Below are 20,306 nucleotides of genomic sequence, written 5' to 3'. Positions count from 1 at the left end.
CGCAAACGGCGGGGCCCCGGTCGGCGGGGGGGGGGGCCCGGGCGGGGGGGGGGGCGGCGACCCGGGCCACCTGCGTGCGGTTGTTGGGCGGCGGGGCCGCCGGGGCGCCCCCCCGGGCGATGTCCGGGCGACTGTCCATCACCGTCATTTCTTGGGCATGTAGTCGGCCATTTCCCAGATCGGCCGCAATTCGACCGTGCCGGTGCTGGCTGCCGGACAGCGTGCCGCCCATTCGATGGCTGTATCGATGTCAGCCGCCTCGATCATGTAGAAGCCGGCAAGCTGCTCCTTGGTGTCGGCATAGGGGCCGTCGATCACGTTGGTCTTGCCGTCAGCGATCCGCACCGAGGTTGTGGCCTGGGTCGGGCGCAGCCTTTCGCCAGCCAGCCACGCACCGGATTTCTTCAACGCTTCGGTATAGGCGCCATAGGCCGCGCTCATCTGCTGGGCCTTCTCGATCGGCGTGTTCGCCAATGCGGCTTCGTCGCTATTGATCAAAATCATGTATCGCATGGTCTTCTCCCGTTTTGCGAAGGCCGCGTCCTTGCGAGGCCGGACGTATGTCGCGCGGCAGTGGCCGATTTCGACAGGCTGCTCAAAAAACTTTCGGCCCCGATGGCTTTTTGTGCAAGCCGCCATCTGTTTCCTGATCCCTCAACCGTTCGTCTAACGAGCACAATTGCGGGTTGGCATTTGCGGCTCGCTGTCTAAACTCGCCCCGGTTCGCATCTAGGAGGCGGTGCGGTCGTCGATATTTTCAGGGAGGAGATCCGATGTTCAATTTCAGAACGAAATTCGTTGCAGCCGGCGCCGTGGCGCTCTCGCTTGGCCTGGGCACCATCTCAGCCAGGGCGCAGGAATTCATCAATGTGCTGACCGGCGGCACATCCGGCGTCTATTATCCGCTCGGCGTGGCGCTGTCGGAAATCTACGGCAAGGGCATCGAAGGCGCCCGCACCCAGGTACAGGCGACAAAGGCTTCGGTCGAAAACCTCAATCTGTTGCAGCAAGGCAAGGGCGAGATCGCCTTTGCGCTGGGCGATTCCGTCAAGCTGGCCGCCGAAGGCAATGCCGAGGCCGGTTTCCCCGGCAAGCTCGATAAATTGCGCGGCATCGCCGCCATCTATCCCAATTATATCCAGATCGTCGCCAGCCAGGAGTCCGGCATCAAGACGCTGGCCGACCTCAAGGGCAAGAGCCTGTCGGTCGGCGCGCCTGCGTCCGGCACCGAGCTCAACGCCCGCGCCATCTTCGCCGCCGCCGGGCTGAAATATGAGGATCTCGGCCGGGTCGAGTATCTGCCCTTCGCCGAATCGGTCGAGCTGATCAAGAACCGGCAGCTCGACGCCACGCTGCAATCGGCCGGGCTCGGCGTCGCCTCGATCCGCGACCTCGCCACCTCGGTGCCGATCAATGTCGTGGCGGTGCCGGCCGAGGATGTCGCCAAAATCGGCTCGCCCTATCTTTCGGTGGTCATTCCCAAGGGCACCTATGAGGGCCAGAGCGAGGATGTCGCGACCGCCGCCGTCGGCAATTTCCTCATCACCCGCGCCGATGTCTCCGACGAGACCGCCTACCAGTTGACCAAGCTGATATTCGACCATCTCGACCAGCTTGCCGCGGCGCATGCCGCTGCCAAGGCGATCGACCCGGCCAAGGCGCTCGACGGCATGCCGGTGCCGCTGCACCCCGGTGCCGAGCGTTATTACAAGGAGAAGGGGCTGTTGAAGTAAGACGCGTGGCAACCTGACATGTCTTCGCCAGGCGCCCCCCTCTGCCCTGCCGGGCATCTCCCCCTCAAGGGGGGAGATTGGACGTCACCACACCCTTCGCCAATCGCTAACGTTGCAGGACGTGCGCAGACACCAACGCTGCTGATCTCCTCCCTTGAGGGGGAGATGCCCGGCAGGGCAGAGGGGGGCGCCACGCACTACACTTCGCTCCTTTTGGAGACCGTCGGATGAGCGAAGCAACGTCTGGAACAATACCCGACGGCAAATCCGCCACCTTCCATCTTCCTGTCGTCGAAGAGCAGGTCGAAGGCCTGCCGCCAGGCTTCGGCGACGGCATCGCCGGCAAGGCCGCCTTTCTCATCGCCGTCGCCTTTTCCGTGTTCCAGATTTATGTCGCCGCCTATGGCAGCATTCCGAGCCAGGTGGTGCGGGCCATGCATGTCGGCTTCCTGCTGCTGCTTGGCTTTGGCCTGATTGCCAATCTGCGCGCCAAGAGCCTGCCGGCGAAAGCCGCGTTCTGGACGCTCGGGGCGCTCGGCTTCGGCACCGGCCTGTACAATTGGGTGTTCTACACCGACCTCATCCGGCGCTCCGGCTTCCTGACCACGCCCGATCTGATCGTCGGCGCGGTGCTGGTGGTGCTTGTCTTCGAAGCCGCGCGGCGGCTGATGGGCCTGCCGCTGGCGGTCATCGCCTTCATCTTCCTCGCCTATTGCTTCGTCGGCAACCATTTGCCGCCGCCGCTCATCCATCGCGGCTATGATTTCGCCCAGCTCGTCGACACCTTCGCCTACGGCACCGAAGGCATCTACGGCACGCCGATCTATGTCTCGGCCGCCTACATCTTCATCTTCGTCGTCTTTGCCGCCTTCCTCGAACGTGCCGGCATGATCGCGCTGTTCAACGATTTCGCGCTCGGCCTTGTCGGCACATGGCGCGGCGGCCCGGCGCAGGTCTGCGTGCTGTCGTCGGCGCTGATGGGCACCATTTCCGGCTCGGGCGTCGCCAATGTGGTGGCCAGCGGCCAGTTCACCATCCCGCTGATGAAGCGCTTCGGCTTCCGCTCGGCCTTTGCCGGCGCCGTCGAGGCGACCTCCTCGATGGGCGGCCAGATCATGCCGCCGGTGATGGGCGCGGTCGCCTTCATCATGGCCGAGACGCTGAACGTGCCTTATGCCGAAGTGGTCAAGGCGGCGATCATCCCGGCGCTGCTCTATTTCGGCGCCTGCTTCTGGCAGGTGCATCTGGAAGCCGGCAAGGCCGGCCTGCACGGCATGGCCAAGGCCGAGCTGCCCAACCCGTGGGACGCGGTGCGGCAACACTGGCCGCTGGTGCTGCCGCTGGCAGCGCTGATCTATCTGCTGTTTGCCGGCTACACGCCGATCTTCGCCGGCACGATGGGCCTGGCGCTGACCATCGTGCTCATCCTCGGCACGCCGCTAGCGGCGGCGATCGGACCGCTCGCCTTCCGCATCGTCTTCTGGATCGCCCTCGGGCTTGCCGCCGCTTCGTTCATAAAGTTCGGCGTCAACCTCCTCGGCCTGGTGATCGCCGCACTGGTCGTTGCCTGCTTCACGTTCAAGGGCGGCCGCGCGACGTTGCAAATCTGCGTCGACTCGCTTCCGAAGGCGCCAAGAACGCGCTGCCGGTCGGCATTGCCTGCGCCATCGTCGGCATCGTCATCGGCACGCTGACGCTCACCGGCATCGCCTCGACCTTCATCGGCTGGATCATCTCGATCGGCCAGGACAATCTGTTCCTGTCGCTGGTGTTGACCATGGTCACCTGCCTGGTGCTCGGCATGGGCATCCCGACCATCCCCAACTACATCATCACCTCGTCGCTGGCCGGGCCGGCGCTGCTGGAACTCGGCGTGCCGCTGCTGGTCAGCCACATGTTCGTGTTCTATTTCGGCATCATGGCCGATTTGACGCCGCCGGTGGCGCTGGCCGCGTTTGCCGCCGCACCGATGGCTAGGGAAAGCGGCCTCAAGATCGGCATCCAGGCGACCAAGCTCGCCATTGCCGGCTTCGTCGTGCCGTTCATGGCGGTCTATACGCCGGCGCTGATGCTGCAGGACGCCGGGCCAATCGCCGCCCAGTTCGGCTATCCCGTCGAGGTCGCATACATCGTCGCCAAGGCGTGCATGGGCATCGTGTTGTGGGGTGCCGCCGCCGTCGGCTTTCTCGCCCGCCGCATGGCGTTGTGGGAACGGCTCATCGCCTTCGCGGCCGGCGTGCTTCTGGTCGCTGCGGTGCCGCTCACCGACGAGGCCGGCTGGGTGCTGGCGCTGGCCTGGATCGGCTGGCACTGTTTTCGCTCACGGCAGGCCGCCAAAGCATGAGCCTGTGCATCCTGGCCGCCGGCAAGACGGTGACGCTCTCCGTTGCCGCCTTCACGCTGTCCTGGACGCATTCGGTGGAACGGACGCGGTGGGAGGAGGACTGGAAGATCACGCCTTCCGGCCTGCAGGTGGTCGAAGCCCGGATCGAGGGTTCGGGTGCCGGCATGGAGCCCCCGGAAGGCGCGGTGCTGCGCGACGGCTGGTGGATCTATGCGCCTGATGTCGGCCCGCAGCGGCGCGTCGTGCTGGCCGCCTCCGGCGCGACCGGTGACGGGTGGACGCTGTGCACGGCTCAGGGCTGCAGGGAGCTCGGCAAGACTGCAGGCAGACCGATCGTGCTTGAGCCATGCGGGCCGGATGGCACCGGCCAACCACGATAACGCGTGATCGGCCTTCTGAGCAGATGAGAAATCTCGCCGGGAACGTGGAAGCGGCTACCCTCGGCAGCTTCGAACAATGTGGGCAGCGATCACAGCCACCTTGGCAACGCAAATGGACAATGCAGCCGCCAGAAGCCGTCGGTGTTAGATGAGACGCTTCACGCGCTGCTCCCCACGTTTTCTAGCCAAGGAACCGTTCCCGCAGCTCGGGTGCGGGGATCTCGCAGCTGTCCTTCCTGCCGAACAGGGCGTAGCGGTTCTTGGCGATGCGATCGTAGAGCCAATCACGCAGCGGGCGCGGCAGCAGCAACAGCGCTTTTGCCGCCCGCCAGGGCCAGCCGAGTTCCGCCATGACGGCGACGAAGCTGTCAAGCCGCGTGAAGGCGACGCCGTCGATCAGGACGAGATTGGTTTCGTAAGAGTCCGTGCGCAGTCCATGCTTCCGGAACAGCGTTTCACCGAAAGGCGACTGCGCGGTGGCGAAGCGGAAACGGCCTTGGCGGTCGAGCCTGACCACCATGCGCACGAAGCCAGAGCAGAGCACGCAGACGCCATCGAAAACGATCAATGGATAGCGTGCGTCGAGAGTTGTTCCAGAGGGACGGTTTGACTTGGGTCGACTGGGTTGGGAATGGTCGGTCAAGCTGGCCTCGGCTGCTCGTGTCCTACGACACTAAGCCGGCCAGCGTCGGTATCAAAGCCCTGGCGTTGTCGCACGGCGCCTGTCGGCGAGAGCGGGACGCTCGGCGCGATAGGTGGTGGCGCGGGTAGAGGCGGCGGGCCTGCAGATCCGGCTGTCGTGGCGATTTTCGAAAGCCATGATCAGTGCGCGCCCAGCGAGTTGCCGCGACGGGCGCAGGCCGGGCCGGGGCCGCGCATGTAATAGCGCTCGGGCCGATAAGTCGGCGCGATGAATTCGCGGATTGCGGCGGCATAGCCGATGAGGTGCGCGAGGAAGTTCATTACCCTGGTCCCTGTCCCGATTTTCGGATGTCCCTTCCGAATTGCGGTCATCATAGCGTCGAGGCGTGAATAGTCGGTGAACGTGATGTTAATATCTGGTCGAAAATGCCTCGCTTCGTGGCTGGAATGCGGCTGATTCGGGGTCTTTCGGTGCAGTTGGTCGGCATTCCGGTCAATGTGACTTTTGCATCACATATGTTTCGTTTGAATGTCGCCCGTGCGCGGTTCTGTTTCAACTTTTGCCGCGCTCGCGAAATTTCCGTGCTGGCGGCCAGAACGCCACGGGTGGCCCTCGGCATCCAGATCGGCGCGTGAGCGCGGAACTGGAGCGCGGTCTGTCCGTTCTCACCTTCATCTCGTTCTGGAAGGGAAGAGCTCATGGCGCCGCGTCCGGCCTGGAAGGGCTATCTGAAGCTATCGCTGGTCACCTGTGCCGTCGAACTGACCAATGTCGTCACCCACACGGAGCGGGTCTCGTTTCGCATTCTCAACCGCAAGACCGGCAACACGGTGAAGCGGCTCTATGTCGATGCCGAAACCGGCAAGCCGCTGGAGGAGGATGAGGAGGTCAAGGGCTATGAACTCGACGATGGCGATTTCATCCATATCGAGGAGGACGAGATCGAGGCGGTACAGATCGAATCCTCGCACACGATGGCGCTGGACGGTTTCGTCGACAAAGCTTCGATCCAGCAGATCTATCTCGATACGCCCTATTATGTCGCCCCGGCCGACAAGGTGTCGGAAGAGGCGTTCGCCGTCATCCGGGATGCGATGGCGGGCAAGAAGATGGCCGGGTTGGCGCGTATCGTGCTCTACCGACGCGAACGGCCGGTGGTTATCGAGCCGCTCGGCAAAGGGATGGTGCTGACGACCTTGCGCTACGACAACACGGTGCGCCAACCGGAAACCGTGTTCGGCGACATCGAGTCCGTGAAGACCGATCAGGAGATGACCGACCTCGCCGAGTTGATCATCGACAAGAAGAAGACGAAGTTCGACCCCTCGAAATTCGACGACAAATACGAGGAGGCGCTGCTGGAGCTGATCCGCGCCAAGAAGGCCGGCCACAGGGCGCCGAAGGCCAAAGCGGCGCCCAAACCTTCCAATGTCGTCAATCTGTTCGACGCGCTGAAGAAGAGCCTGTCGGACTCCGGGTCATCGAAAAAGCCTTCGTCGGCGAAAGCCAAGCCGGCGGCCAAACGCGCCAAGCCGAAAGGCAGCGCGCCCAAACGCAAATCGGCCTGAGGAACCCAACGGATGGCCAGCCTCGAACAATATCATTCCAAGCGCGATTTCAAGAAGACCGCCGAACCGGCCGGCAAGGTTGCCCTGGCCAAGAAGGGCGAGGCCGGCGGCATCTTCGTCATCCACAAGCATGCCGCGACGCGGCTGCATTACGACCTGCGGCTTGAGCATGACGGCGTGCTGTGGAGCTGGGCGGTGACGCGCGGCCCGAGCCTCGACCCGCATGAGAAGCGGCTCGCCGTGCATGTCGAGGACCACCCGATCGACTATGCGCCGTTCGAGGGCACCATTCCCAAGGGCGAATATGGCGGCGGTTCGGTCATCGTTTGGGACGAGGGCACCTGGACCCCCGAAATCGACCCGGCCAAGGCGATGAAGAAGGGCCATATCAGCTTTGAGCTTGAGGGCCACAAGCTGCATGGGGCATGGCATCTGGTGCGGCTGAAGCCGCGTGCGGGTGAAAAACGCGACAACTGGCTGCTGATCAAGTCGGACGATGCCGCAGCGCGTCCTGGCGAGGACATCCTCAAGGAAGCGCCAGAATCGGTGAAGTCCGGCCTGACCATCGAGGAGGTCGGCGAGGGCAAGTCCGCAAAGGGTGAGAAGCCGAAAGTATGGCATTCCAACAAGCCGGCCGCCGGCAAAGCGAAACCCGGCAAACGCCTCGACTTCATCGAGCCGCAGCTGGCCACGCTGGAGCGCGATGCACCGCCGGGCAAGGACTGGCTGCATGAGGTGAAGTTCGACGGCTACCGCATGCAGGCGCAGATCGCCGGCACCGATGTGCGGCTGCTGACCCGGACCGGCCTCGACTGGACAAAGAAATTCGGCAGCGAGATCGTCGCGGAGCTGGCCGGGCTGAAGTGCAGCGACGCCATCATCGATGGCGAGGTGGTCGTGCTCGCCGACAGCGGCGTCTCGTCTTTCGCGCTGCTGCAGCAGGACCTGTCGGCGAAGCGGACGCATCGGTTCGTCTATTACGTGTTCGACCTGATGCGCCTCGACGGAAGGGATTTGCGCCGCGAGCCGCTGGTCGAGCGCAAGCAGGCCTTGCAGGAGCTGCTCGGCGAACAGTCCGACAATCCCGCGGCCCGCTTCAGCGACCATTTCTCCGAACCTGGCAAGATCATGCTGGAGCATGCCTGCCGCATGGGCCTGGAAGGCGTCGTCTCAAAGCGTGCCGATGCCCCCTATCGCAGCGGCCGAGGCCCGACCTGGGTGAAGTCGAAATGCACGGCGCGGCAGGAATTCGTCATCGGCGGCTATCTGCCGTCGGACAAGACCGGGCGCGGATTGCGCTCGATCCTCGTCGGCTTCCATGAGGGCGGCAAGCTGCATTATGCCGGCCGCGTCGGCACCGGTTTTTCGGGCAAGGGCGCCAATGAGCTGAAGGCAAAACTCGATGCATTGACGGCAAAAACATCGCCCTTCTCCGCCGCCGTGCCGAAGGGAAAGGGCCTGGTCTGGGTCAAGCCCGAGCTTGTCGGCGAAGTGGAGTTTCGCAGCTGGACCTCGGACCGTATAATACGCCACGCCTCGTTCCAGGGATTGCGCGAGGACAAGGCGGCGGAGGAAGTCGTGCAGGAAAAGCCCAAAGCGTCGACAGGCAAGCCATCGACAGGCGAGAGCACGGCCAAGCCGGCACCGGGTGGCAAAGCCGCTAGATCGATGACGACCACGGTAAAACTCTCGCATCCCGACAAGCTGCTGTGGCCGGACGAAAACATCTCCAAGCGGGGCCTGCTGGACCATTACGCGCAGGTTTGGCCGCGCATGGAACAGTTTGTCGTCAACCGGCCGCTCAGCTTGGTGCGGGCGCCGGACGGTGTCGGTGGCCAACGTTTCTTCCAGAAACATGCCTCGGCCGGCATGAGCGACAAGATCGCCCGCATGAAGGACCCTAGTGACGGCGAGGAGATCCTGTACATCCGGGATTTCGATGGTGTTGCCGCACTGGTCCAGTATGGCGTGGTCGAGATCCACATTTGGGGGTGCACGATCGATGAGATCGAAAAGCCCGACCAGATCATCTTCGATCTCGATCCCGATGAAGGTGTCGACGTGAAGGCGGTCCGCGAGGCGGCACTCGATATCAGGGGCAAGCTCGACGAGCTGTCGCTGCCGAACTTCGTCAAGACGTCGGGCGGCAAGGGCTTTCACGTCATGGTGCCGCTGAGACCAGCGGCGGATTGGGAGGAGGTCAAAACCTTCGCCCATGATTTCGCCAGGGCGCTGGAGCAGGGTGCCCCCGACCGCTACACGGCGACGCTGTCGAAAAAAGCGCGCACCGGAAAGATCTTCGTCGACTATCTGCGCAACGGCAGGGGCTCGACGACGGTCGCGCCCTATTCGTCGCGCGCCAAGAAGGGCGCCACCGTGTCGATGCCGGTGACCTGGCCAGAGATCGAGGCCGGCTTGGCGCCGAACGCTTTCCCGATCGGCGACAAGACGACGCTGAAGCAATTGGCGAAAGCCGATCCGTGGAAGGAGTTTTTCAAGCAGGGGAAGGTGTTGAAGCGGGGGTAGAGTTCGCCGCAATTTGCCAACGCAGCGATGCTTCGCGTACCCCCCTCTGGCCTGCCGGCCATCTCCTCCTCAAGGGGGAGATTATGCGCTCCACCGCTTTCGCCAACTATCAACGCTGTAAGGTGAGCGAAACGATGAAACTGCCAATCTCCCCCAAGAGGGGGAGATGCCCGGCAGGGCAGAGGGGGGCGTTGTCCCGCCGACGTCTCACGTCAAAAACACCCTCTCAAACGCCTGCCTACCCGGCGGCGAGAAGATCACCGCGCGGCTGTCCTTCTCGCGGCGCGCCCATTTCTCGGCAAGGATCTTGTCGAGGATGGCGGCGCCCAGTGTGCCGGCGAGGTGTGAGCGCCGCACGCTCCAGTCGAGGCAAGCGCGGCACACCGGCCGTCGCGGCTTGGTGTAGACGTCGATGCCTATCGCTGCGAAATGCGATGCGGCCGAAGGACCGAGCCTGATCTCCTGTTCGTCGCGGACCAGCACGTTTTTGGCGACGAGCCGATCGAGCATCGTCACCGCCTGCTCGCCAGCGAGGTGATCGTAGCAGACGCGCGCCACGCGCATGGCGCCATCGCGCGGACCCGGGCGCACACGCTTTGGACCGACGGCTTCCGCGACACCTGTGATGGCTTCGATCATGCCCGCCACCTGCGGTCCGGCGAGGCCGTAATAGCGATGCCGGCCCTGGCTCGCCACCGTGAGCAGCCCACCTTCCATCAGTTTGCCCAGGTGCGAGCTGGCGGTCGGCAGCGAGACGCCGGCCTCGAGCGCCAGCTCGCTCGCCGTCAGCGCCGTGCCGCCCATCAGGGCATTCAGCATGTTTGCCCGTGCCGGGTCGCCGACCAGGCTGGCGATGCGGGCGATGTCTGGTCCTTCGCGCATGGTTCGTTCCTCATCGAAGCATCCTTGTCAGATAATCACTATTCTCAGGTGAGATCAAGGAGACGACGATGGCCGCACGAACCGCTTTCCCCTCGGCGCTCCCCAGCCGACAATCGTTCCCGTTCGTCACCTGGTTGCGTTCGCGGCTGCTGGCCCGCTGGTATGACCGTCATCTGCAGCGCCTCGACCTTGCCGAGATCGACGATCATCAGCTGCGCGATCTTGGCCTTACACGGCAAGACGTGCGCCGCGAATGCGCGAAATCCTTCTGGCAGCCCTAGCAGGTCGGGCGGCAGGACGTTTCGATGCGGCTCGAACTATTGACGCAATCCCGAGGAGACCACAATGACCATCACTTGCTTCATCCGCTATGAGATCGACCCGTTCGGCAAGGCGGCCTTCGAGGAGTACGCCCGCAACTGGGGCCAGGCCATTCCACGCTGCGGCGCCGATTTGATCGGTTATTACGCGCCTCATGAAGGCTCGGCGACAACGGCCTATGCCGCCTACAACATCGACAGCCTGGCGGCCTATGAGGCCTACCGCGCGCGACTTGCCGCCCATCCCGCCGGCAAGGCAAACTACGAGTTTGCCAAGCGTGAAAGATTCATCCTCAAGGAGGACCGCATGTTCCTGAAGCACGTCTCGGGCCCGCACGCGAAACTGGTGCTGCCGTGATTGCCGTCATCTTCGAGGTCGAGCCGGCGGCGGGCAGGCGCGATGCATATCTGAGCATCGCCGCCGATCTGCGGCCGCTGCTCGACGGCATCGACGGCTTTCTGTCGATCGAGCGCTTCCAGAGCCTGGCCGATCCGAACCGCGTCCTGTCGCTGTCGTTCTGGCGCGACGAGGAAGCGGTCAAGGCCTGGCGCAGCACCGAAGAACACCGGCAGGCGCAGCAGGCCGGTCGTGGCGGCATCTTTGCCGGCTACCGACTGCGCATCGCCCATGTGGTGAGGGATTATGGGCTGACGGAGAGGGACGAGGCGCCTAGGGATAGCCGGGCGGTGAATGGGTGAGTGGTAGCCGATCGCCGCGCCGTCGCCCCCTCATCCGGCCGCTTCGCGGCCACCTTCTCCCCCAGGGGAGAAGAGTTGGCGCCGGCGCTGGTAGTCTCCTCTCCCCTCGGGGAGAGGTCAGCCGAGCGAAGCGGAGGCTGGGTGAGGGGGCGCTTTGCGGTTACGCATTCCCGATCAGCACGCCGGCCGCGAACACCAGGGCGCCGCCCAGCACCACCTGGAAGGCGGCACGCAGGAAGGGCGTCTGCATGTAGCGGTTCTGGACAAAAGCGATCGCCCACAGTTCGAAGAACACCACCACTGCAGCGACACCCGTCGCCGTCCAGAAGCTCGGAATGAGATAGGGGAGCGCGTGTCCGAGACCGCCCAACGTCGTCATGATGCCGACGGTCAAACCGCGCTTGATCGGCGAGCCGCGGCCCGACAGCTTGCCGTCGTCGGAAGCGACCTCGGTGAAGCCCATCGAAATGCCGGCGCCGATCGAGGCGGCAAGCCCAACCAACAGCGTCTGCCAGGTGTCATGCGTGGCGAAGGCGGCGGCAAAGATCGGCGCCAGAGTGGACACCGATCCGTCCATCAGCCCGGCCAGCCCTGGTTGCACATAGGTGAGGATGAACTGGCGCTGCTCGGCGGCGGTCTCTTCATCCTTCACTTCGCCCGGCACATGTTTCTGCTCCAGACGCTGCGCCAGGGTCTCATGGCCCAGTTCGGCCACCGCCAGATCGTCGAGCAGTTTTCGCGTCGAGGCATCCGCCGTGCGCTTGGCCGCCTCGACATAGAAAAGGTAGGCTTGCCGCTCCATCGCCTCGGCCTGGCTGCGGACGTGCTCGATGCCGAGCGGCCGGACCAGCCAGTCGGGCTTGCGCTCGTAATAGCCCTTCACATGTTCGCGCCGGATCAGCGGTATGCGCTCGCCGAACCGTTTGCGGAACAGCTCGATCAGCGCATCGCGATGGCCATCCTCTTCCTCGGCCATCTCCTCGAACACTTTTGCCGATTGCGGGAAGTTTTCCGTCAGGCCGTCGGCATAGGCGCGGTAGATGCGTCCGTCATCCTCCTCGGAGGAAATGGCCAGCGCCAGGATCTCCTGTTCGGAGAGCGATTCGAAGGGGCGGCGGCCGAAGCCGAAAACACGGGAAAGCATGAGGAATTCACCCTAGTTTAGAATAGTTCTAAACTAGGGTTTTGAACGCCTTCGGTCAATTGCGCGCTGGGTCGCGGTCAAGAATTGTTGAAGCCCCGCGCCCGCGGTGACCCTTCATTATCAGTGAATGTTCACCTATATTGCTGGACTCAAGCCAAGAACAAGGAACCGGCAGATGACGGCAAAACAGCCTCCGCACCCCTATGATCCCAAGCCCGTTCTCGATCTCATCGCCAGCATCGAGGCCGACCTGCAACGCCTGAAGGGGCTGGTCGAGCAGCAGGTCGAGAAATTCGATCCCGCCAACCCGCACAACAAGGCGCCGGACGGCAAACTGACCGAGGAGGGCGTCGAGTGCTGCTACCGCATGTTCGACGAGGGCAAGTCGCGCTATTCGGTCGCCCAGCAGATGAAGATCTCGTTTGCCGCCGCCAGCCACCGGTTCAACAACTGGCGCAAGCTGGGTGGGGGCAAGAGGCAGAGGACTTTGCTCGGATAAGTAGGGAGTTAACTGCCCATCTCGGCGCCGCCCCTCATTGCCCTGCCGGGCATTTCTCCCCGTAGAACGGGGAGAAAGACGCCGGCCGCAACCTCGGCACTCTTCCTGCAACGCTAGTGATTGGCGAAACCGTTGATGAAGGCCCCTCTCCCCGTCACTATACGGGGAGAGGATGCCGGCAGGCAGGTGAGGGGCGGCGCAAGCGCCGTTCATGACCCGCCAAACTTTGTAACGGTCACATTTTTTCATTGGTGCGCCGCCTCCCTTTGCGGGCATCATGAAGGGCAACATGTTTCCGCAGGACCCGCCATGACCACCCCTCCCGGCATCGCCGACATCCACGCCGCCGCCGCGCGTCTCTCCGGCCTGATCGTCGAAACCCCGTTGCTCGAATCGCAGGAGCTGAACAAGCGCTTCGGCGGCCGCATCCTGTTCAAGCCGGAGACGCTGCAGCGTACCGGCTCGTTCAAATTCCGCGGCGCCTACAACAAGCTGTCGTCGCTCGGCGAGGCGGAACGCAGCCAAGGTGTCGTCGCTTTCTCGTCGGGCAATCATGCGCAAGGCGTCGCCGCTTCGGCCGCGATGTTCGGCGTCAGGGCGGTGATCGCCATGCCTTCGGACGCGCCGGCGATGAAGATCGCCAACGTGCGCAAGATGGGCGCGGAGGTGGTCCCGTTCGACCGCTTTCGCGACGACCGCATGACCGTGATCCGTCCTTACATGGAGAGAGGCATGGTGCTGGTGCCGCCTTTCGACGATCCGGCCATCATTGCCGGCCAGGGCACGATCGGCCTCGAATTGATGCGCCAGGCAAAAACACTTGGCGTCGACCTCGACGCGGTGGTCGTTCCCTGCGGCGGCGGCGGCCTGACCAGCGGCATTTCGATTGCGGTCAAAGACGCCTCGCCTGACACCGCGGTCTGGGCTGTGGAGCCCGAGCATTTCGACGACACCCGCCGGTCGCTGGCCGCCGGTGCCAGGGTTTCGAACGAGCCCGGCTACGCCTCGATCTGCGACGCGCTGCTAACCGCCGAGCCTGGCGTGATCACCTTCGAGATCAACCGCAGGAACCTCACCGGTGGCATCGCCGTCTCGGACCAGGCGGCGGCTCAGGCGATGCGCGACGCCATGGCTTATCTCAAGCTGGTGGTCGAGCCCGGCGGCTGCGTGGCGCTGGCAGCACTGTCATCGGGCGAGATCGAACTGTCGGGCAAATGCGTTGCCGTGGTGCTGTCCGGCGGCAATGTCGATTTCGGCACTTATGCCGGGATCATGGCGGCTGCTTGAGACGGCGATGTCTAAGGGGATCTGATATGGAGTATCTGGCGACAGGCTCCGCCTTGGATCACTCCTCGCCCGCCGCCAAATCGTCGCCGCGCTGAGCATGATCATCTACCGCCCGCTCACGCGTTCCGAGCTGCCCGACGATACGGCATCCCTTGCCCGCACCCTCATCGGCAAGATCGTGGTGCGCGAACTGCCCGAAGGCATCGCCAGCGGCCGCATCGTCGAGACCGAGGCCTATGTGACCGGTGACGCCGCCGGACACGGTTACCGGGGGATGACCCCGCGCAACCGTTCGCTGTTTCTCGACGCTGGGCATGCCTATGTCTATCTCTCCTACGGCATCTCCTACATGCTCAATGTCTCGAGCGAGATGCCAGGGGTCGGAACCGGCGTGCTGATCAGGGCGCTCGAGCCGCTCGAGGGCATTGCGATCATGCGGGTCAATCGCGGCACCGAGCGCCTGCGCGACCTGGCGCGAGGACCGGGAAGGCTGGCCCAGGCGTTGCGGATCGATCGTTCGCTCGACGGGCTCGATCTTTGCCGCAAAGGCCAGCTATGGCTGGCACGCGATAGTGACGAGGCCGGCGAAATCGGACAGAGCGTCAGGATCGGCATTTCGAAGGATGCGGACCGCCTGCTGCGATTCTATGTCAAGGGAAGCGTGTTTGTCAGCGGCCCGAAATCGCTCAACGGTTAGTGGCAGTTACAAACCATGGAGATTGGCGGAAGCATTTCTCCCTTCGTCATCCACGGGCGGAGCAAGGAGCGAAGCGACGCAGCGCAGACCATAGGATGACGACGCCGCAAAGGCTGGTACCAAAACTGTGGAGGTCGTGCGGCGCCTAATCCAGCGTGCGCCTGAACCTTACCAGTGCCACGCCGGCAAACAAGGCCACGAACACCACCAGCCAGCCGATCTCGTCTGCCACCGCCGGCAGTTCGGCGCCCTTCAGCATCACGGCGCGGGTGATGCGCAGGAAATGCGTCAGCGGGAAGATCTCGCCGAAGATTTGCGCCCAGTCCGGCATGCCGCGATAGGGGAACATAAAACCCGACAGCATGATCGACGGCAGGAAGAAGAAGAAGGTCAGTTGCAGGGCCTGCATCTGCGTGCGGGCGATGGTCGAAATCGTATAGCCGAGCAGCACCAGCGCCAGCACGAAGATCAGCACGGCGGTCAGGAGCAGCGACATCGATCCGGTGAAGGGGATGGCGAACAGAAGCTTCGCCGCCGCCAGCACCACCACCATCTGCACGCCGCCGACCGCCAGATAGGGCAGCACCTTGCCCATCATGATCTCGAGCGGGCTGGACGGCATGGCCAGAAGGTTCTCCATCGTGCCGCGCTCGGTCTCGCGCGTCAGCGCGATCGAGGTCATCATCACCATGGTCATCTGCAGGATGACGCCGAGCAGGCCGGGCACGATGTTGTATTGCGAGATGCCTTCGGGATTGTAGCGCCGGTGTACGACGACATCGAGCTGACCCTTGGCGGCCTCGGCGGCGGCTTCCTGCGTGCCTTGCGCCCTCAGCAGCGCCTGGCTGGCGACGGTGCCAAGCGTCGAGATGGCGCCGCTGGCCACAGCCGGGTCGGTGGCATCCGCTTCGATGAGTATCTGCGGGTTGTTGCCGCTCTCCACCCTCCTGGCGAAATCGGCGGGGATGGTGACGACGAAGGCGACGTCGCCGCGCGATATCAGGAACTCGGCCTCGGCGGCACTTTGCGCGACATGGTCGAAACGATAGTAGCCGGTGGTCTGCAGCGCCGCGACAATGGCACGCGTGTAGGGATCGTTGCTCGTCGCCACGAGTGCCGCCGGCAGGCTCTTCGGGTCGTTGTTGATGGCGTAACCGAAAAGCACCAACTGTATCAGCGGCACGCCCAGCATCATGGCGAAGGTGATGCGGTCGCGCCGCATCTGGATGAATTCCTTGATCAGCAGCGCGCCAAGCCGGGCGAAGGAAAAGACGCTGTTCATGCCATGTTGTCCTTCGAGCCGGACATGAACTGGATGAAGACGTCCTCGAGGCTGGTTTCGCCGGGCGAAACTTTCACGCCCTTATGCTCTTTCTCGACGTCGGCGAGTGCGGCTTCGAGCTTCTTCCTGTCGGAGCCGACGACATGCAGCGTCGCGCCGAACGGCGCCACCTGGTCGACGCCGGGGCGGCCCTGAAGCGCTTCGGCGACCTGATCGAGCCGCGGGCCCTGCAGGACAAACGTGGTCAGCCCGGCATTTTTCACCACTTCGGCGACGGTGCCGGTGGCCAGCATCTTGCCGTAGGAGATATAGCTGATGCGGTGGCAGCGCTCGGCTTCGTCCATGTAGTGGGTGGAGACCAGCACGGTCAGCCCGCCGCTGGCGAGGCGATGGATCTCGTCCCAGAATTCGCGCCGCGCCTTCGGATCGACACCGGCCGTAGGCTCGTCAAGCAGCAGCAATTTCGGCTTGTGCATGATGCAGGCGGCCAGCGCCAGCCGCTGCTTCCAGCCGCCCGACAAGGTGCCGGCCAGCTGGTTGCGGCGCGACGCCAGGCCGAGGTCCTCCAACGTGCGCGCCACATGCTCCTCGACCGGCTTCAACCGGTAGAGCCGCGCCACGAATTCGAGATTCTCGCCGATCGTCAAATCCTCGTAGAACGAGAATTTCTGCGTCATGTAGCCGACTTCACGCTTGATGCGCAGGCTCTCGGTGCGGATGTTGAAGCCGAGCACCGTGCCTTCGCCTTCGTCCGGCGTCAGCAGGCCGCACATGATGCGGATGGTGGTGGTCTTGCCCGAACCGTTGGGCCCGAGAAAGCCGACGATCTCGCCCTCGGCGACCGACATCGTCACATGGTCGACGACGGTCTTGTCGCCAAAACGCTTGACCAAGCCATGGACGTCGATGGCGTTCATTTTGCACTGTCCGCGAGATCAACATCGACGATCTGGCCGGGCTGCAGCGGCCCGGCATCGCCCTCCGGCCGCGCCTCGACCAGATAGACCAGCTTCTGCCGGTTCTCGAGCGAATAGATCACCGGTGGCGTGAATTCCGGATCCGGCGACACGTAGCTGACGCGCGCCTTCACATCCGGGCCGCAGCCGTCGCAATGGACGCCGAGCAAGGTGCCGACCTTGACCGAGGAGAAAGCGCTCTCCGGGATGTAGACGCTGAGCTTGACCGCGCCGTCGGGCAGGATCGAGATGACAGGCGCCGTCGGACCTGATGTGTCGCCCGGATTGCGGATGACATCGTTGACGCGGCCCGGCGAAGGCGCTGCCAGCACCCGCTTCGACAGCCGCCACTGCGCCTGCTCCAACGCGGCCTGCGCCTGCTTGACCTGATTGTCGGCGGCCTTGATCGTCTCGGGGCGTGCCGGCAGGCCGCCGACGGCGAGATTGGCATTGGCCTGGCCGACCTGCGCATTGGCCGTTTCGAGCGTGGCCGACGCGGTGTCGAAGTCGGCTTGCGTGCCGGCGCCGCGCTTGAACAGATCGGCGGCGCGGTCGTATTTGCGCTTGGCGTCGGCGGCCTGGGCGCTGGCCATGTCGACCTCGGCCTTCAGCACGGCGATCTCTTCCGGCCGCTTGCCGATCTGCAGGTCGGCCAATTGCGCCTGCGCCTGCGCAAGGCCGGCTTCGGCCTGCGCCACCGCGATTTTTGCGTCGGCACTTTCCAGCGTCACCACGGTCGTGCCGAGCACCACACGGTCGCCGCGCTTCACGGTGACGGTCTCGACCTGCGCCACCTCGATCGGCGCCAGCAGCACGTAGTCGCCCTCGACATAGCCGACGGCCAGCGGGGCTGCCGGGGCACAGGCGGAGAAGAGCTGCGCGGCGAGCGGCAGCGAACACAGAAAACTCATGGTCTTTGCCCCTTTGTCTTTGCCCCTTTTCTGGCGGCCAATATGGCCTTGAGATTGCCCGATGTGACCGCCACCACCTTGGCGGCCTCCGCGGCGCCGATATCGGGCCAGCCCATGCGGCGCATCACCGCCTCGCGGCCGATGCGGAAATAGATGACCTGGCCAATCAGCGTGAACACGGTGAGCCTTGTGGCCTCGCTTTCGGCCGGCTCGTCGGTCGCCTGTTCCCAGAGTTGGCACAGCCGGCGATGGCTCGGCTCGAAGACACCGTCATAGATACGATCGAGGGCTGCCGTTGGATGGGAAAGTTCGCGCAGGATGAACTGCACGATCTCGCCGGCCTGCGGACTGGCCACGACAAAGCCGACCATTCGCTCCAGCGCCGCGAAGAGCTGCGCCTGCGCTGCCTCGGGACCGACCGGCGCGGTCGCCTGCGCGTTGCCGAGCGCCGGGCCGGCGACCGTCTGGATGGTCTCGACGATAAAGTCGGCGGCGGCCGTGCGAAGACCCTCCTTGCCGCCGAAATGATAGGCGATCGAGCCGATATTGGCTTGCGCCTCGGCGGCGATCTCGCGCGTCGAGGTGCCATCGAAGCCCTGCCTTCCGAACAGCTTCAGCGCCGCCTGGACAAGGGCCGCGCGCGTCATCTCGGCGGGCTCGCGGCGAAGAATTTTAGGCTCAGGTAGTTTGATCATGAGAACAGTTAATCAATCGATTGATTAAAGTCAACTTGTGTTCGTCATTGCCTTGCCATCGACGGCGGCAAACGCTTTAGTGCGCGGCCATGGGCAAGGAAGTCGAACGAAAATTCCTGGTCACCAGCACCGCATGGCGGGAGTTGGCCGAGGCCAATATCCGCATTCTTCAGTTCTATCTCGCTGCCGGCCCCGGGCGCACGGTGCGCATTCGCATCAGCGATGGCACTTCCGCCAGGCTGACGCTCAAATTCGGCAGCAAGGCGCGCGAACGCGACGAATTCGAATATTCGATCCCGCTGTCGGAGGCGGTGGAGATGCTGGACTTCGCCATCGGACGTGTCATCGAGAAGACACGTCACCATGTTAGGCACCGTGGCTATCTCTACGAAATCGATGTCTTTGGCGGTCCGCTTGCGGGACTTGTGATCGCCGAACTTGAGACGCCGGAGGACGTGCCGGACGAAATGCTGCCTGATTGGCTCGGCCGCGAAGTCACCGGCGAGTCAAAATTCTACAACGCGTCGCTCGCCCTTGGGGGGATACCGGAGATCGCCGCATGAGCTTTCGTATCGATCCGCGCCTGCCGCTGACCGGCGAGGTCAGGCGTATCCTTGCCGAGGAAATCGGCAAGGCGCTGCATCACCTTGACGCCGCACGGAGCCGGCCGGAACAGGCGCTGCACAAGTGCCGCAAGCGACTGAAGAGCGCCCGCGCCTTGCTGCGGCTTGTTCGTTCCGGAGACGAAACGTTCTGTGAGACCGAAAACCAGTGCTATCGCAATGTGGCCGGCCTGCTTGCCGGTCCGCGCGAGGCGACTGCGCTGATCGAGACCATCGACCGGCTGGCGGCGAGCTTTCCCAAGGAGAGCGCCGACGATGGGCTTACTGCTGCGCGCGACAGGCTGATCGCGCGCCAGCATGAACTGCACGAAGGCAGCGGGCTCGAAGCGGCGATCGGCGCGGCGACCGCCGCTTGCGAGGATGGCCTCAAACGCATCGAAGCGCTGGCCTTGCCCGACCAGCCGGAACAGGCGGCCGACGTGCTTGCCGAAGGTGCCCGCGTCACGCTGCGCCGTGCCAGGAAGGCGCTCGACAAGGCCGGATCGCGGGGCGCGGCCGATGATTTCCACGATTTGCGCAAGGCCGCCAAGACCCACGGCATGCATCTGTCGCTGCTCGGCAGGCTGTGGCCGACACCGATCAAGGCCCGGCGCAAGGCGGTCGACGAACTGGGCGAGCGGCTGGGCGACCTGCACGATGTGCTGGTGATGCGCGCCCTGCTCGAGGCCGACGACCAGCCGCTCGGGCTGCCCGAGGACACGAAACTTCTGGGCAAGCTGTTGAAACGGTCGGAGAAGCAGCTGAAGAAGAGCTGCCTGGCTGAGGCGGCCGAACTGTTCGGCGACAGTCCCAAACGCTCGACACGCAAACTGGCCCGCAAGGCGCGCGACGATCTGGCTGCGCCGCCGGAAGAGGCCGCTGCGACGGCAAGCTGACTTGGCGCCTTTCCTCTCCCTCCGGAGGGGGGAGAGGTGGCGCTGCAAAGCAGCGACGGAGTGGGGGAAGCCATTCGTCAAACGCGCCGCCGCCTGCAAGACAGGCACAAACCCCGCGAGCAAGGTCGACCCCCACTCCGTCGAGCTTCGCTCGACACCTTGTATCTACACGAGAGAGATTTCGTGGGATTAGAGCGATTGAGCCAAGGTCCGGGCGGCCGCCCGGACCTTGGCTTGGCGAA

General features: G+C 64.1%; 22 protein-coding genes and 1 pseudogene. 14 read left to right on the top strand and 9 right to left on the bottom strand.

All coding sequences use genetic code 11. From position 1 onward, the window contains the following. Positions 1-144: 144 nt before the first annotated feature. On the bottom strand, positions 145-513 hold the full coding sequence (locus NKH95_RS32625) for a YciI family protein (RefSeq protein WP_031213674.1): 369 nt from the start codon (positions 511-513) through the stop codon (positions 145-147). Positions 514-773: 260 nt separating this feature from the next. On the opposite strand from NKH95_RS32625, the gene NKH95_RS32620 reads away from it, so the two are divergent. The 3 genes and pseudogenes from NKH95_RS32620 to NKH95_RS32610 all read left to right on the top strand — a co-directional run bounded on the left by NKH95_RS32620 (position 774) and on the right by NKH95_RS32610 (position 4,457). Then, entirely contained in the window at positions 774-1,733 is a 960-nt protein-coding gene (locus NKH95_RS32620) for a TAXI family TRAP transporter solute-binding subunit (RefSeq protein WP_352758931.1), read from the top strand. A 227-nt stretch (positions 1,734-1,960) separates the two neighbouring features. Then, positions 1,961-4,077: pseudogene (locus NKH95_RS32615) on the top strand (TRAP transporter permease). Continuing rightward, positions 4,074-4,457 (top strand): DUF1850 domain-containing protein, encoded by a 384-nt coding sequence (locus tag NKH95_RS32610; protein WP_352443170.1) that lies wholly within the window; start codon positions 4,074-4,076, stop codon positions 4,455-4,457. Before NKH95_RS32615 ends, NKH95_RS32610 begins: the two are co-directional and overlap by 4 nt. A 181-nt stretch (positions 4,458-4,638) precedes the next feature. Here NKH95_RS32610 and NKH95_RS32605 read toward each other — a convergent pair whose 3' ends face one another. Beyond that, positions 4,639-5,100, bottom strand: a complete 462-nt coding sequence (locus NKH95_RS32605) for a thiol-disulfide oxidoreductase DCC family protein (RefSeq protein WP_502895416.1) — start codon at positions 5,098-5,100, stop codon at positions 4,639-4,641. Between the two features lie 179 nt (positions 5,101-5,279). Further along, positions 5,280-5,420, bottom strand: a complete 141-nt coding sequence (locus tag NKH95_RS32600; protein ID WP_023813501.1) for a hypothetical protein — start codon at positions 5,418-5,420, stop codon at positions 5,280-5,282. Positions 5,421-5,570: 150 nt separating this feature from the next. Between NKH95_RS32600 and NKH95_RS32595 the strand changes: the two genes are divergently transcribed. The 3 genes from NKH95_RS32595 (at position 5,571) to ligD (ending at position 9,194) form a co-directional block, all read left to right on the top strand. Then, positions 5,571-5,735 (top strand): hypothetical protein, encoded by a 165-nt coding sequence (locus tag NKH95_RS32595; protein ID WP_164893053.1) that lies wholly within the window; start codon positions 5,571-5,573, stop codon positions 5,733-5,735. 63 nt (positions 5,736-5,798) lie between these two features. Then, positions 5,799-6,668 carry a non-homologous end joining protein Ku gene (gene ku / locus NKH95_RS32590; RefSeq protein ID WP_128305295.1) on the top strand — a complete coding sequence of 290 codons (870 nt, stop codon included), beginning with the start codon at positions 5,799-5,801 and terminating at the stop codon, positions 6,666-6,668. A gap of 12 nt (positions 6,669-6,680) precedes the next feature. Further along, positions 6,681-9,194 (top strand): DNA ligase D, encoded by a 2,514-nt coding sequence (ligD, locus tag NKH95_RS32585; protein ID WP_023813498.1) that lies wholly within the window; start codon positions 6,681-6,683, stop codon positions 9,192-9,194. Positions 9,195-9,401: 207 nt separating this feature from the next. Here the strand turns inward: ligD and NKH95_RS32580 are convergent, their stop codons facing one another. After that, positions 9,402-10,076 carry an ArsR/SmtB family transcription factor gene (locus tag NKH95_RS32580; protein ID WP_023813497.1) on the bottom strand — a complete coding sequence of 225 codons (675 nt, stop codon included), beginning with the start codon at positions 10,074-10,076 and terminating at the stop codon, positions 9,402-9,404. Positions 10,077-10,144: 68 nt separating this feature from the next. Here NKH95_RS32580 and NKH95_RS32575 point away from each other — a divergent pair, with 68 nt between their 5' ends. The 3 genes from NKH95_RS32575 (at position 10,145) to NKH95_RS32565 (ending at position 11,095) form a co-directional block, all read left to right on the top strand. Next, on the top strand, positions 10,145-10,357 hold the full coding sequence (locus NKH95_RS32575) for a DUF1127 domain-containing protein (RefSeq protein ID WP_023813496.1): 213 nt from the start codon (positions 10,145-10,147) through the stop codon (positions 10,355-10,357). A 64-nt stretch (positions 10,358-10,421) separates the two neighbouring features. Further along, positions 10,422-10,754: an NIPSNAP family protein gene (locus NKH95_RS32570; protein WP_023813495.1), complete on the top strand. Its 333-nt coding sequence runs from the start codon at positions 10,422-10,424 to the stop codon at positions 10,752-10,754. After that, positions 10,751-11,095, top strand: a complete 345-nt coding sequence (locus NKH95_RS32565; protein WP_023813494.1) for an antibiotic biosynthesis monooxygenase family protein — start codon at positions 10,751-10,753, stop codon at positions 11,093-11,095. Before NKH95_RS32570 ends, NKH95_RS32565 begins: the two co-directional genes overlap by 4 nt. A gap of 160 nt (positions 11,096-11,255) precedes the next feature. On the opposite strand, the gene mbfA is transcribed toward NKH95_RS32565, so the two are convergent. Further along, entirely contained in the window at positions 11,256-12,239 is a 984-nt protein-coding gene (gene mbfA, locus NKH95_RS32560; protein WP_023813493.1) for an iron exporter MbfA, read from the bottom strand. A gap of 175 nt (positions 12,240-12,414) precedes the next feature. Here mbfA and NKH95_RS32555 point away from each other — a divergent pair, with 175 nt between their 5' ends. The 3 genes from NKH95_RS32555 (at position 12,415) to NKH95_RS32545 (ending at position 14,722) form a co-directional block, all read left to right on the top strand. Then, entirely contained in the window at positions 12,415-12,738 is a 324-nt protein-coding gene (locus tag NKH95_RS32555) for a hypothetical protein (protein ID WP_023813492.1), read from the top strand. Between the two features lie 309 nt (positions 12,739-13,047). After that, positions 13,048-14,025: a threonine/serine dehydratase family protein gene (locus NKH95_RS32550; protein WP_023813491.1), complete on the top strand. Its 978-nt coding sequence runs from the start codon at positions 13,048-13,050 to the stop codon at positions 14,023-14,025. Positions 14,026-14,122: 97 nt separating this feature from the next. Continuing rightward, a complete protein-coding gene (locus NKH95_RS32545; RefSeq protein WP_023813490.1) occupies positions 14,123-14,722 on the top strand; it encodes a DNA-3-methyladenine glycosylase in 600 nt (199 codons plus the stop codon). Between the two features lie 145 nt (positions 14,723-14,867). On the opposite strand, the gene NKH95_RS32540 is transcribed toward NKH95_RS32545, so the two are convergent. From NKH95_RS32540 to NKH95_RS32525, 4 genes are read right to left on the bottom strand one after another with little or no spacing between them, the layout of a single operon-like run. Further along, entirely contained in the window at positions 14,868-16,004 is a 1,137-nt protein-coding gene (locus tag NKH95_RS32540; protein WP_023813489.1) for an ABC transporter permease, read from the bottom strand. After that, positions 16,001-16,921 (bottom strand): ABC transporter ATP-binding protein, encoded by a 921-nt coding sequence (locus NKH95_RS32535; RefSeq protein ID WP_352677906.1) that lies wholly within the window; start codon positions 16,919-16,921, stop codon positions 16,001-16,003. Before NKH95_RS32535 ends, NKH95_RS32540 begins: the two co-directional genes overlap by 4 nt. Then, positions 16,918-17,871 carry an HlyD family secretion protein gene (locus NKH95_RS32530; RefSeq protein WP_352894488.1) on the bottom strand — a complete coding sequence of 318 codons (954 nt, stop codon included), beginning with the start codon at positions 17,869-17,871 and terminating at the stop codon, positions 16,918-16,920. The genes NKH95_RS32535 and NKH95_RS32530 overlap by 4 nt, the downstream gene beginning before the upstream one ends. Further along, the gene (locus NKH95_RS32525; protein ID WP_352894486.1) at positions 17,868-18,566 is read right to left on the bottom strand and encodes a CerR family C-terminal domain-containing protein; all 699 of its coding nucleotides are present in this window, start codon (positions 18,564-18,566) and stop codon (positions 17,868-17,870) included. The genes NKH95_RS32530 and NKH95_RS32525 overlap by 4 nt, the downstream gene beginning before the upstream one ends. 89 nt (positions 18,567-18,655) lie before the next feature. Here NKH95_RS32525 and NKH95_RS32520 point away from each other — a divergent pair, with 89 nt between their 5' ends. Together NKH95_RS32520 and NKH95_RS32515 are read left to right on the top strand one after the other, a co-directional pair. Beyond that, complete coding sequence (locus NKH95_RS32520; protein ID WP_023813485.1) at positions 18,656-19,129, top strand: CYTH domain-containing protein; 474 nt, start codon at positions 18,656-18,658, stop codon at positions 19,127-19,129. Then, a complete protein-coding gene (locus NKH95_RS32515; RefSeq protein WP_352443165.1) occupies positions 19,126-20,064 on the top strand; it encodes a CHAD domain-containing protein in 939 nt (312 codons plus the stop codon). Before NKH95_RS32520 ends, NKH95_RS32515 begins: the two co-directional genes overlap by 4 nt. The last annotated feature ends 242 nt before the right edge of the window (positions 20,065-20,306 follow it).

This window comes from Mesorhizobium sp. M0848 (genome assembly GCF_040319805.1).
Classification (GTDB): Bacteria; Pseudomonadota; Alphaproteobacteria; order Rhizobiales; family Rhizobiaceae; genus Mesorhizobium.
Note: the sequence above shows the minus strand (reverse complement) of the source record. Positions and strands in the feature narration are given on the sequence as shown.